Source organism: Spirochaetota bacterium, assembly GCA_026414805.1.
Lineage (GTDB): Bacteria > Spirochaetota > UBA4802 > UBA4802 > UB4802 > UBA4802.
In genome coordinates, this window is the sequence record JAOAIH010000036.1 from 14,348 (window position 1) to 27,568 (window position 13,221).

The 13,221-nt window shown below is 37.2% G+C and carries 15 protein-coding genes; 3 read left to right on the plus strand and 12 right to left on the minus strand.

All coding sequences use genetic code 11. From position 1 onward, the window contains the following. Position 1: 1 nt before the first annotated feature. From dnaB to rpsF, 6 genes are all read right to left on the minus strand, one after another. Complete coding sequence (dnaB, locus tag N3F66_08690; GenBank protein ID MCX8124226.1) at positions 2-1,330, minus strand: replicative DNA helicase; 1,329 nt, start codon at positions 1,328-1,330, stop codon at positions 2-4. 4 nt (positions 1,331-1,334) lie between these two features. Continuing rightward, a complete protein-coding gene (gene rplI, locus N3F66_08695; GenBank protein ID MCX8124227.1) occupies positions 1,335-1,778 on the minus strand; it encodes a 50S ribosomal protein L9 in 444 nt (147 codons plus the stop codon). Between the two features lie 25 nt (positions 1,779-1,803). Further along, a complete protein-coding gene (locus tag N3F66_08700) occupies positions 1,804-2,652 on the minus strand; it encodes a YybS family protein (protein ID MCX8124228.1) in 849 nt (282 codons plus the stop codon). 18 nt (positions 2,653-2,670) lie between these two features. Beyond that, positions 2,671-2,895, minus strand: coding sequence for a 30S ribosomal protein S18 (rpsR, locus tag N3F66_08705; GenBank protein MCX8124229.1), 225 nt, complete (start codon positions 2,893-2,895; stop codon positions 2,671-2,673). Positions 2,896-3,319: 424 nt separating this feature from the next. Then, the gene (locus N3F66_08710) at positions 3,320-3,742 is read right to left on the minus strand and encodes a single-stranded DNA-binding protein (GenBank protein MCX8124230.1); all 423 of its coding nucleotides are present in this window, start codon (positions 3,740-3,742) and stop codon (positions 3,320-3,322) included. Positions 3,743-3,748: 6 nt separating this feature from the next. Beyond that, positions 3,749-4,042: a 30S ribosomal protein S6 gene (gene rpsF, locus N3F66_08715; protein ID MCX8124231.1), complete on the minus strand. Its 294-nt coding sequence runs from the start codon at positions 4,040-4,042 to the stop codon at positions 3,749-3,751. A 349-nt stretch (positions 4,043-4,391) separates the two neighbouring features. Here rpsF and N3F66_08720 point away from each other — a divergent pair, with 349 nt between their 5' ends. Further along, positions 4,392-5,012 (plus strand): hypothetical protein, encoded by a 621-nt coding sequence (locus N3F66_08720; protein ID MCX8124232.1) that lies wholly within the window; start codon positions 4,392-4,394, stop codon positions 5,010-5,012. A 1-nt stretch (position 5,013) separates the two neighbouring features. On the opposite strand, the gene N3F66_08725 is transcribed toward N3F66_08720, so the two are convergent. From N3F66_08725 to N3F66_08750, 6 genes are all read right to left on the minus strand, one after another. Next, a complete protein-coding gene (locus N3F66_08725; GenBank protein ID MCX8124233.1) occupies positions 5,014-5,445 on the minus strand; it encodes a hypothetical protein in 432 nt (143 codons plus the stop codon). Between the two features lie 2 nt (positions 5,446-5,447). Then, complete coding sequence (locus N3F66_08730) at positions 5,448-6,716, minus strand: trypsin-like peptidase domain-containing protein (GenBank protein ID MCX8124234.1); 1,269 nt, start codon at positions 6,714-6,716, stop codon at positions 5,448-5,450. 430 nt (positions 6,717-7,146) lie between these two features. Continuing rightward, positions 7,147-8,499, minus strand: a complete 1,353-nt coding sequence (locus N3F66_08735; protein MCX8124235.1) for an N-acetylmuramoyl-L-alanine amidase — start codon at positions 8,497-8,499, stop codon at positions 7,147-7,149. A gap of 103 nt (positions 8,500-8,602) precedes the next feature. Then, positions 8,603-9,328, minus strand: a complete 726-nt coding sequence (locus N3F66_08740; GenBank protein ID MCX8124236.1) for a hypothetical protein — start codon at positions 9,326-9,328, stop codon at positions 8,603-8,605. A 137-nt stretch (positions 9,329-9,465) separates the two neighbouring features. After that, positions 9,466-10,782 carry a glycerate kinase gene (locus N3F66_08745; GenBank protein ID MCX8124237.1) on the minus strand — a complete coding sequence of 439 codons (1,317 nt, stop codon included), beginning with the start codon at positions 10,780-10,782 and terminating at the stop codon, positions 9,466-9,468. Positions 10,783-10,788: 6 nt separating this feature from the next. Next, entirely contained in the window at positions 10,789-11,226 is a 438-nt protein-coding gene (locus N3F66_08750; protein ID MCX8124238.1) for a hypothetical protein, read from the minus strand. A gap of 243 nt (positions 11,227-11,469) precedes the next feature. On the opposite strand from N3F66_08750, the gene N3F66_08755 reads away from it, so the two are divergent. Both N3F66_08755 and N3F66_08760 read left to right on the plus strand, forming a co-directional pair. After that, the gene (locus tag N3F66_08755) at positions 11,470-12,753 is read left to right on the plus strand and encodes a hypothetical protein (GenBank protein MCX8124239.1); all 1,284 of its coding nucleotides are present in this window, start codon (positions 11,470-11,472) and stop codon (positions 12,751-12,753) included. Between the two features lie 111 nt (positions 12,754-12,864). Further along, a partial coding sequence (locus tag N3F66_08760) for a hypothetical protein (protein MCX8124240.1) occupies positions 12,865-13,221 on the plus strand: 357 nt, incomplete at its 3' end.

The following is a 13,221-nucleotide window of genomic DNA, read 5'->3' on the forward strand; positions in this document are numbered from 1 at the left end:
ACTATTCTTCACGGAATTTTTCAATATTGCCAAACTTCATGTACTTATCCCAAAATCTAAGTTCAATGGTACCTGTTGGACCATTACGCTGTTTTGCAACAATAATATCAGCAATGCCAATGCGTTCGGTTTCCTTTTTTACTTTTTCCTCACGGTATATAAATAGTACCACATCGGCATCCTGTTCTATTGCGCCTGATTCACGCAGATCGGACAACTGCGGCTTTTGGTCAGTACGTGATTCAACCGCGCGTGACAGCTGCGACAATGCTATTACCGGAACCGATAGCTCTCGGGCAAGTTGCTTCAATGCATTACTGATTTCAGCTATTTGCTGATGGCGCTCCAACCTGCTGTTAGAAACTATAAGCTGGAGATAATCAACAACTATCAGCCCAACTTTCTGCTTTTGCGCAAATCGCCGTGCTTTTGCCCTGAGCTCAAATATACTAAGGCCAGGGGTATCATCAATATACAGTGGAGATTTTTCAAGCCTGCCAGAAACATCGATGAGCTTACGCAATTGGTCACTGCTTATCTGCCCTGTACGCACATGCTGCATATCAATCATTGATTCAATACACAATATACGAGTGGCAAGTTGTGTAGCTGGCATTTCAAGCGAAAAGAACAGCGTTGGCTGTTTTTCACGCAGGGCAACGTGGTTGGCAATATTTAAAGCAAGTGCAGTTTTTCCCATTGATGGGCGAGCTGCAATGATTATAAGCTCTGATTCATGAAATCCTGTAAGCATTGCATCGAGGTCGGTAAACCCACTTGCAATACCAGTAACAGGTCTTTTTGTTTCATACATGTGGCCTATGTCTTCAAGCGTTTGTTTTAAGACATTTGCCAGGCTCTCAAAATCGCTTGTTATCCTACGCTGAGTAATAAGAAATATATCCTTCTCTGCATCATCAAGAAGTACCTTTGTATCCAGTGTGGTATCGTAGGATTTTTCGGCTATTGCTGTGCATGTTTCTATGAGCTTTCGCCGCAGGCTCAATTCCTTGACCCTGTTTGCATAGAACTCGGCATTTGCTGAAGTTGAAACTGTGCGGTATATGTTGACCAGCGTGGAGTCACCACCAACCTTTTCAAATTGCTTTTTATCAATCAGCCGCTGCTTGATAGTTATAAGGTCAATAGGTATAGCTTTGATCTCCAGTTCCCGTATTGCTTCATAAATCATACGATGCGCATCAACGTAGAAATCCTCCACCTGGAGGATTTCAATAACCTTTAATAACGCATCTTTGCTTAATAGTATTGACGATAAGCACGCAGCTTCGGCCTCAACATCATGAGGTGGCATGCTAACATCAAGCATGCTGTTACTCCTTCACCACAGTAACCTTAATGGTTGCGGACAGCCCTTCCTCTAATTTTATCTTTACCTCATGCTCGCCTGCTTTTTTAATTGGTTCAGGCAGTACTATTTTTCTTTTGTCAATTGTGTACCCCATTTGGGATAACTTTTCAGCTATATCAAGAGCTGTTACCGAACCAAAGAGCTTGTCCTCTTCACCCACCTGAGCACCAATTGTGAGTGCAACATTGGACAACGCTTCTACAAGCTTTTGGCCTTCTTTTTTCCGTTTTTCCTTCTTTATTTTTACAAGCTTTTTCTGATGTTCTATTGCTTTTGCACTTGATTCATTATACGGTATTACAAGCTTTTTGGGCAGAAGATAATTACGTGCATATCCTTCTGCAACTTCTTTTACATCGCCTGCTTCACCCAGATTTGGAATGTCTTTCTGTAATATAACCTTCATAACCAAACTCCTTAATGAAAAAGAATTAAACAATCTTTCTGAAATTCATCCAAAAATCAATGATGCCCAAACCCATGAGCATCGTAATTATAAAAAAAAGCACCTGAAACCCCAATAACGTTGCTACAAATAATAGTAGTATGCCATACAGCTTTGGCCATTGTTTTTTTTCAAAATAATAACTTATTATCGACAGTCCCTGAATGGTATACAGCACACACAGGATAAGGCCAATATTAAGAGCTATCGCCCAGATTACATGGGTATGGCTGCCAAACAACACAGCTGCCCAACTTACAATGAGCAAAAACACAACCCATTCATTAACACGGAAGAAAGAAAACCTGCTATCAGAATTTTGCAAAAACTTAAACCGTATAAAAAACGCATACACAAGCGCATATACAAAAAGCGAAATAACAATTGCACTGAAAAAATAAGAAAATGGCATAAGAATGCGCATTGTTGGAACAAAGTCACTGAGTTGTTGCAACATTACTGACTTTTCTGCTGCTCCCAGCGATGACCCCTCTATCATCTGTTGAATCAACTTTTGGTTATCAGCTACTACATCAACTCCTTTCATATAATACTGGAGATAGTAGACAACTAGAAGCGAAAACCAAAGCAACAATACACTGATTATAAAATACCGCTGAAATGAAAATTGTTTTGCTGCATACCCAAACACCGCACCAGCAATAATAAATTGAATGCCTACCATTTCACTTATAAGGTACGATAGACCTATATAGAGAGCTACCGTAATGATAATAAGAGCTACTGCACCTATTTGTGATTGCAGCCTGTACACCAGAATAGCTATAATTACACTTAACGCTATACCCAGTATAAAATGAAGCAGCAGTTCCACGATAGTATAGTGCAAAAATTATTTTACTACAAATGGCAGCAATGCAATTATACGCGCTCGCTTGATTGCACGTGCTAAATGGCGCTGATGCTTTGCACAGGTGCCGGTAATGCGCCGGGGAAGTATTTTCCCCCTGTCAGTAATAAACCTGACCAATAAATCCGGATTTTTATAATCAATAGCCAGATTTGGGTCTTCACAAAAACGGCATACTTTTTTCTTGAATTTTGGTATCCGTTGCACCTGTACAGCTGCTGCAAGTGCCTTGTCATCATCTTCAGGTACAATTGCATCCGGTTTAATCCCTTCTGGTTGGATATTCTCCTGTGCCTGTATGGTATCATCATGTTTAATTTCTTCGCTCATTATGTTACTCCTCTGTAAATATTAATCTAATCAAATATATTTTTAAGTTTTATTAGAAATTCTTTCTCACCGTCATTCCGAACATATTCCAGTATTTGCACTCTTTACTGTCATTCCGGGCCTGACCCGGAATCCACACTCTCTACTGTCATTCCGGGCTTGACCCGGAATCTCCCTTTGCCACTGTTAGAGATCCTGAATCAAGTTCAGGATGACTTTTTAGTGCTGAACCAAGTTCAGCATGACTTTTTCTCCACATCTTATCATCTATTCAGATCTATTCAGGAAATATAGTGAATATTTAAAATGGTATCTCATCATCAGAAAATGGCTGATCGGTAGTAATATCAACTGGTTCATCGGGTTCAACAGCAACCTGCGAATCAACCTGGGGCTTGCTGCCTAAAAACTGCATTGATTCAGCAACTATTTCAACGGTTGAGCGTTTATTACCATCTTTATCCTGCCATGAACGTTGCTGCAATCTTCCTTCTATTGCTAGTTGTTGACCTTTTTTACAGTAGTTGGCAACAGTTTCAGCTAATTTTCCCCATGCAACGCAGTTGAAAAACGAAACCACTTCCTGCTTTTCATTGTTCTTTAAGTAAATTCTGTTATTAGCCACTGAAAAGGAAACAACAGCAGATCCACCCGGAGTATATCGCAATTCCGGATCCCTTACCACTCTTCCAACAAGTATTACCTTATTTAAATCACCAGCCATACCATATTATGCTGTTTTGCTAAGTTTTGGAAGCCTGACAAAAAGATAGCGCAGGATATCAGGTTGCAATCTGAACTCGGCAATGATATCTTTTACAGAACCCGGATTTATCTGGGCAATGAAATATTCATAATACCCATCATTTGACTTATCGATAGTATACGCTAAACCTCGTATACCCCAGGGTTCATCGGATTCAATCACCACCTGATTTTTCTTTAAAATTTCCCGGACCTTGCTTTTGAGGGATTCTAATTTGTCTGAAGGCCGCAAAATAATAATTAACTCATATTTATTCATTGTTACCCCCTTTGGATATTATTAGCTGCACTGCCTGTGCGTGCAGCAGAAGGATTACCACTATTTTTGCACATAATACAATTTGCAACAACTTTTTTTCAATACTTTTTTCTTTTGAAGGTAATTTTTTTCCAAAAAAGAACTAATCTATATACTTGTATATCTTAAAAAATAAACTAATTGAAGACATTTACAAATTTAGAAAAAAATCAAATATCTCAATTATTTAATAAATTTACATACTATTAACAATTTTACCCTTGACTATGGTATGGTATATTCATATTTTATCTGTGATTTTTTTATAACTTCTTGCATGGCTGGCATGCATAGTCTTGTGGAGATTATAATGATGAAAAAAATTACAAAAACCAGCGACATTAAAACCAATACCCCTATCAGGGTGTATAAAAAAGGATATGGATACTCATTGTTATCATTAATTGAAAATAATGAATTATTTCTGATATGTAAAGCACCGGAAGATTTTTTTACACATATAAAAGAAAATGAATCTGTGGAATGCTATATATGGCCATACCCTGACGGTTCATACGATTTTACAACAACAATCTTAAGTAAAATTTCATTGCCTTTTCCCATAATTTTACTTCAACATACAAATTCTATCACTTACAATCCAACACGACAGTGTTTGAGGGCAAAAGTCAATATCCCCTTTACCTTTTTCACCTTTTCCATTAATACTTCAAAAAGTTTTTCTTCTGAGAATATTCAATGGCACAAGGGAACTATTTTAGAACTTACTGACAGGGAAGCAGTTCTTCATACTGAAATTACCCCAGAACATTTTGTTAAGGGCCATCTTCATCTGGGTAAAAAAGATATAGATATTACCGGGAAAGTAACAGGTATTAACAGCACCCACTATGATATTTTATTTGTAGGGCTTGATGACACGGACAGAGTTGCAATACTGGATTATATTTTCACGGTATACCGGGAATAAGTTACTTTACAATAACAGCTCCATCTTCAAGGATAATATCACATATAATTGTATCCACTTTGGTGTTGAGAGGTGTTGCCACAACAAACTGACCACTGAACTCAAATGTGTCTCCCGGCTGTAATAAGTCTGAATAATCGTCTTTATCAGTATAGCAGTAAATCAAAATTTTTATTTTTGTAAGATTTACAGCTAATGTAATTCTAAACTTCTTTTTCAAAATTCCTGTTTCTTCAACTTTTATAATTTCGCCCTGACCTTTAACCATTTTATTTTTTAATGAATCAAACATTTGCAGCCGTGCTATCGCATCGTTATTTTGCAACATGGCATACCACGATGGATCAAAAATCATTTCTTTTGATTCAACAGCAAGCACATTTACAGTAACTATCGCACATAATAAAATAATTGTAATGTATACGCACTTCATATTCATTGGGCTTCCTGAATATCAAAATAGCATCGTAGAGGCTTACCTGACCTCAGCACAATACAATTTTCAATTACTGCTTTATTTTTTTTCAAAAGTGTAATAACATCTTCCAGAGATCCAATACGTACGCCATTAATTGAATGTATGATATCACCCTTTTTCAAAACATTGTACGCCCGCCCAAACTGCAGCACTTCTAACACAACCACCCCATAGCGGGAATTATCTACAGTTATTCCATACTTTGATTGTAATGTACTCAGCCAGTAATTTCCTTCTTTGGCTGCAAATTTTTCCTGCAGCACAAAATTATATGTAAGTAGCTGTCCATCACGCGCAACAACCAGTTCAATTGCTGACCCAACCTGTTTTGAATGGATCAACTTAACCAGGTCTGATATTTTTTTCACCTCAGATCCATCAACCCTGCGAACAATGTCCCCCACTTCTATACCTGCACGAGATGCTGGTGACCCATCAATAACCGAAATCACTTCAACCTGAGTGTATGCACCGCCTTTAATAAATTTTTCCTGAACTAAAAAACCAAGCCACCCCCTTCGCACCCTGCCGTATTGAAGAAGCTCGCCAACAACTTGCTTAACAATGGATGCTGGAATGGCAAAGCTTATACCCTGATACCCACCTGTTTGCGTTCGTATTGCAGTATTTATGCCAACAAGCTTTCCGTTAAGAGAAACTAAAGGCCCTCCAGAATTTCCAGGATTAATAGGCACATCAGTCTGTATATAATCTTCTATATCAGCAAAGCCTATGTCACTGCGTCCAACTGAGGAAACTATTCCTCCAGTTACCGATTGCTGCAATCCAAAGGGATTCCCTATTGCAAGCACCCACTGGCCAGGATATACTTTTTCATCTTCAAATTCTATTGCCTGCAAAGGAACACCTGCAGGATGTTTTATCTTTAACAGTGCAATATCAGTTTTTTCATCCACCCGGTATATGGTGCCATCCGAAAATGATTCAACCTCACACTCAGAGCCATCTGCAAGGTTAATCTGATATACTGTACCTTTTGCAACTACATGATAGTTGGTAACTATATATCCTTTTGATGAAATGATAGTTCCTGAAGCATAACCAACCTTGCGGTAATGCCCTTTTTCAACAACAAATACCTGTATACTCACTACAGATTTACTTGCTTTTTGTGCTGCTGAAATAAACTTTTCACTGATCGCATCCTGTGCATAACCAGTGGAAATACATATAACTGATATAATTATTGCAAATATTTCTTTCACGTTTATTACTCCACAAACAAAATTTATGACATCATTCTTTAGAACAAAAGTGACTAAAAAATCACTTTTTAATTTTTACGATTCTTTGCTCAGAATGACTTCAATTTTAATCCTATGGGTCATTCTGAGCTCACAAAGTGTCCAAAGAATCCCTCATCAATATTTGAGATTCTTCGCTTTGCTTCAGAATGACTTCAATTTTAATCCTATGGGTCATTCTGAGGTCACAAAGTGACCGAAGAATCCCTTATCAATATTTGAGATTCTTCGCTTCGCTCAGAATGACAATAAAAGACTCCGTATCATAACAATAGTATCTGTACCATAACAAAAGACTCAGTATAACATAAATAGACTCATAATGATAATTAAAAACTCAGAGTGACATTGCAAAATATTTTGCCCACATCAGAGTTACAAATATTATGAGCTATCTCACTATTGAAAAATAATCTTTGCTTTTATCAATTACATATTTGTTAAGGTCAATCTTTTTCCCATACGGTGTGTACGGATATTGTTTATTCACTTCAATCCCTGCAAATAGCGAATAGATGCCAACTGCAATTCCTTCAGCAACATCATCAAGGTGATTATCAATAATAGTGCGTGTAAAGGGTCGCGCCAGATACCCAAACTCAATAAATGCATTAATAGCGTTTATATGCAACGGTACAGACCATATTGAAATATATGGCGGAGCAAGGCGCTGGTCTTTGTGCCGTATACCTTTTGAATAAAGATTGTACAGCACAAACCGTATTATCTCATTTGATGCGTAAAGATTATCGCCACCATACCCTTCAATTCCACCATCCCGCCTGAATTGCTCAAATTTTCCCTGTTCTCGTGCAAAGAAAGCATTATATGGAACAAATTCCTTGAAGGTGTTGGCATAGGGAGTGTATGGTGGATGATGCTTTGCTATATGTGCCCATCCAGGTGGATCACTATACGCCCACTGAACCATGTTGTAACGGTAGCCCCTGAATTCATTTGTATCAAGTGTATAATCATTTTTTATCCTATATCCTGTGAAATACATCGCCACATCATTGCAATACCAGAAAAATCCTGATTTTTTTTCGTCTTCGGTAAACCAGTCAGCATACCTGCTATTATAAAAAAATGATCTGCTAGTAATATTCCCTTTCAAATACTGTAATCCCTGATACAGAATACTGTACGGCGCTGCAATAACAGCATTCATACCCCTGAAGTAAGGTGAGGAATTCAACGCAAAATGTATTGAAACTACCAGATGAGGCTTCAGACTATTAATGTAGCTAATCCTGCCTTCTGCAACAGTACCGTTGTTATCAACAAAATCAAACAATCTGTATGGAGCATTAGGGTTTTTATAAACAAGATGTGAATCTAATGATGGTCCCCTGCTTATGAACGTCTGGATATATATTCGTGTAACTGGTTTGCTGGTATATTTTTGCAGTATGGTATAAAATTTTTCAAAATTGCCATTGGGCGATAGTAACTGTAATAATGCTTCAACCCTTTTAGCTATCTCATAAGTATACACATGTTCATGGTAACTCTTATATGATGCCCCCTCACGATATTTATCAAGAAATTTCATTGAAATAACATCATATCTGTCACCATATTCATCCTTTGGAAGGATAGCCTTGCCCCCATGTCCTGGATCAAGCACCACGCGGTAGAGAGGGAATTCAAGCTGACAGATTGGGGTGTGGATTGATATAATAGCAACAATAATTAAAACTATATATATTACAACTTTCTTTAAACAATCAGAGCAAACCATTATATAATAAGCTACTCCTAAAAAAAAGTTATTATACATGAAAAAGGCTGCCCTTTTAAAAGACAGCCTTTTAAGCTACACTGTTTAAAAATTACAGCAATCCTTATTTAGCTGACTGCTGAGGTGGATTTAATATCCTGTTTAAATTATCAGCTTTGTCTAAATCATACTTTCCTTTTGCATTTTCAGGATCAATATCTTCAAGGATTTGAATTGCATAAGTTTTTGCCACTCTGAAATGTTTCACTGCTGTATCGTAGACATGGTCATCTATCATATTCTGGCCATCATCAAACTGTCCGTAAGCAATACGCAAACGTGCAATATTTCTAAAGAGCACTTTATTCCTATCAGGATTTGATCTGCTGCGTTCATCCAGGTCAAGGTCAAGAATCTTAGTTGCACATTCGCTGAGCAGTGCTTGTGTTCGCTGTTTATAGACCTCGGCTATTTTTTTGTAAAGCTCAAAAATATCTTTGCGGTTTTTCTCAAGTTCTACCTGAGCATAAATGATATCACGCTTATAGTAATAATCCATCCCTTTTTTATAACCTTCATAGATTGCCTGATAGTCCTTATCCCATCCCTGATCTTTGAAATTGGTGATAATGACTTTCAGCATATATATTTTGTCAAGATTTGATTTTTTCAAAAATTCAACACGTTCAAGAGCATGAAACCGTGCCAGATAGTTTTCTTCAGGGCGTGTGGCTTCTGTAAATTGCTGCTTTTCTGCAGGCTGTGCCTGTTGAGCCTTTACTATTGGGGTAAACTGAAGTGAAAGTACTAGTGCAATTGCTAATACAAAAAGTAAGCTTTTCTTTTTCATTGCATTACTCCTTTAATTTGAGATTAAACATGTATTATTGTTAGCATCCCTGCATATAAACTACTCATCAGATTGAAAATAATTCTACTACTCAGCCTATTGTTTAGCAAGTATTTTTTTTATTAAAAAATAATTTTTTATTCCACAATGAGAATTCTGATATCCATCACATTGGTATTAGTAGGCCCTGTTATGATTAAATCTCCTAGCAATTCAAAAAAGTGGTACGAATCATTATTGTTAATATATTCATTAATATTTAATCCAAGTTTTTTTGCTTTTTTAATTGTTTTCCCATCAGCAACTGCACCTGCTGCATCTGTTGGTCCATCAGTGCCATCAGTTCCAATGCTTGCTGCCACAACTGGTAGCTGTTCAATTAATGGAGCTATCTGCATTGCAAATTCCATATTTCGCCCACCAAGACCTGAACCCTTAACAACCACAGTGGTTTCACCTCCGCTGATAATGCAAGCTGGCGTTTTAACAGGATTACCAGTTTTAATTATTTCATGTGCTATTGCACTGTGAAAACGCGCAGCTTCTGCAGTATCGCCTTCAATCATAGAAGATAAAATTATGGAATTATATCCCAATTCATTTGCCTTTTGCTGTGCTGCCATGCAGGCAATTATATTGGAAGCAACAATAATGTTATACACCTTTTCAAATATATGCTTGTCTTTTGGTGTTTCAGGGATTTCACCATTAATTCCTTTTTCAAGATGTGCAACTATTGATGGCGCAACTGCTTTTAGCAGATTATACCGCTGCAATATTGAAAGAGCATCAGCATAGGTACTGGTATCCATCACAAATGGTCCTGATGCAATTATATCCATATCATCACCCACCACATCCGACATCATTAAATTGATGACGGTAGCAGGATATGCTGCCAGCGCAAGGTTACCTCCCTTTGTGCGTGACAGATGTTTACGAACAATATTCAACTCCTTTATTGATGCTCCGCTTCTTAAAAGTCTTTGTGTTAAATCCTGTTTTTGGGCAAGTGTTATTGGTTCAACTGGATACGGCAAAAGTGCCGACCCCCCACCTGATATACATGATATCACCAGATCATGTTCACCAGCTTCCCCAAGCAGATCAATTATCTCCTGTGATGCTTTTAAGCCGTTTTCATCAGGCACCGGATGAGCTGCCTCATGCAATATAATATGTGACAGGCTTTCACGGTACCCGTATTTTACAGCAATAATCCCTTGTGTTATGCTGTCGCCCAGAATATCCTCAACTGCCTTTGCCATTCGTGCAGTTGCTTTTCCCGCTCCAACTACATAAATGTTTTTTATTGCAGACAAATCAAATGCTTTACCATTTTTAATACGCAATATACTGCCTTCCCTTAGCAATGAAGATCGCACCGCAGTATAGGGATCAACTGCTTCAATTGCATGCATATAGATGGTTCTGATATCATCGCGCGGGTTCATATCATATCACTTATCAACTGGTAGTGTAATGTATTCGCCGTTCAAACACACTGGTATGAGCCCTCCGGTAGCGCCAACTGTTGCATCAACTGGTCTAATTGCATGTGCAGTACCCCTTGGTATATACACTGCAGCAGGTGTTGACACCTGATATGTTTCATCACCTAACATAACTTCAAAGGTAATTGCTTTTTCATCACCAATCATCAAATACATTTCATCAAAATCATGCTTATGTGGTGTAGCCCTGTCCATCTTTATGGCAATATCTTTCATCTCCTGCGTTATAGTTTTTATATATAAATACAGTGCCCAGGCATTAGCTTCCGGCACAAGTTCCTTTCCCATAAGCACCGGATATGGAATAACCTGGCTGAAATCATGGTTGGGAAGTTCATTCACATTTATTGGTTTACGCACTATAAGATGTTCGTATTTTCCCATATCCCCTCCGTATAATTATATGTAATTTTAAAAAATCCAACATAACAAAATAGTTGCATTTACTGACACTATTTTTGTATATTTATTATGATGTATATTTATATATATTGTCAAATATTTTACGTAATATACCTATACAGTAGTAGGAATTAACTAAAGGTGTGTAATGCAGTTTAAAATAAGCATGCTTATACAGCAATTGAAAAGTAAACAGTACAAATAAAGAAACGTTAGGGTAATGATATGACAGCATTCCAAAAAAAGCCAATCTTTTTGGTTATTTTTTTAATTTTTTCAATTAGCACCCTGTATGCAAAAAACCTGACGGTAGTATATCCGTTTTCCCCTGATGACCTAACTACACAATCATCACTATTATTTGACGAGCTTAAAAAAATAGAAATTGAAGGTGTGGCAATTGACAGCGTTCAAAAAGCAGGCACATTTAATTCATTGCTTGAATTAAATGATGATAGCGCACGTACTACTATAAAAAAATTTGCCCAGAAACGCAAAGCAGATTTTGTACTCTTTACAGAGCTTTCGCATGCTGTTGGTCAGATAAATATTGAATACAAACTTTACTCACTTGACAATAACAGTTTCATTGCAACATTGTTTGACTGGGCATGGTACAATCAAGTTCATCTATCGGCAAAAACTTTTGAAAAACAACTATCGCGTATACTGCAATCAAAAATAATAAAAATTGGCAATATTGTAGCATTGGGCGATAGCTCCTTACATCAGATTACTGTGACTTTTGAAACCTACGGTGACAGTAGCACCTATACTATCCTGCGTTCACTGCTTAAAGAAGGACCGTATGATACTATCGCAACCACCTCTACAACAACTTACACTGACACTGATGTGCAGCCAGGAACAGTATACTGGTATAAAGTACAGGCATTGAAGGATGGATTTGTGGCTGACACCTCCACAGCCACATCAGCATATATTCCACCTGAAAACAAGGAAAACCTTGACCTTGACAAAGTGTTAGCGGTATACAAAAAACCCGAAGAAAAGCCAGCAGATGAAGAACAAAAAACATTAATGAAAACACATATTGAATTGATTAAACCATACTATATGAATGCAGTGAAGCTTAGAATTATCATGCAGATTGTAAAATCATATATTGCAAAGGGACAGCTTACAGTGTTAAAGGATTTTGATACCATACTAATGGATTCTGAAAACAATACTATATACTTCATAAAGAAAAATACTTATGTAGTGAAACTGGAAACCAAAAAGCCCTTTGAACTGCTTGCAGCAAGCAATTATGATATTGAGCTTTTACAAAAGCTTTTACTCAATGCTATTGCATTTGGGGCTCAAGACGGCTTTATTGAGATTACTGATGATGAAGGGTATACCGCATGGCTTCCTTTGTACCAGTCAATTGGAATAGCAACAACATATTTTAAAGAATATAAAAATTGGGCAGGAAATTCCATACTATGGAGTACATCAAATAAGGAAATAAAAGAAAAGATGAAGGAATATTCAAATCAGTGATGTACACCTAAATATTTACATAAACAGATGTTAATAAAGTGTCGATAGTATACTTAAGAAACACCACCGTAAACATTGAAATTATGTGGAGATATAATTTATAGCAACTATATGTTATTCAAACGAAAAAAGAAAGCACTTCCCGATGTATACGAGTTTACGGATGATGACGGCAAAAAGTGGCTGCAGACATCCACAAAGGACCTTTTGTCCTCAAAGGAACTCAATGACATCATCAAAGAAATAGAAAAAGAAAAAAACCAGGGCGAAATTATAATTGCACGTATTGACTTTAAGAAAGTCAATAAGGAATACTACGAACGCATTGTTGAACTGGAAGAAAAACTAAAAAAAAGAACTGAATTGTTAAAACGCGTTGTAAAAGAAGCCCGCGAGACCATTGACCGCAAAAACAAAAAAATGAAGGAACTTATAGATTATATAAAAAAGCTACACCTTCTCTTAGCG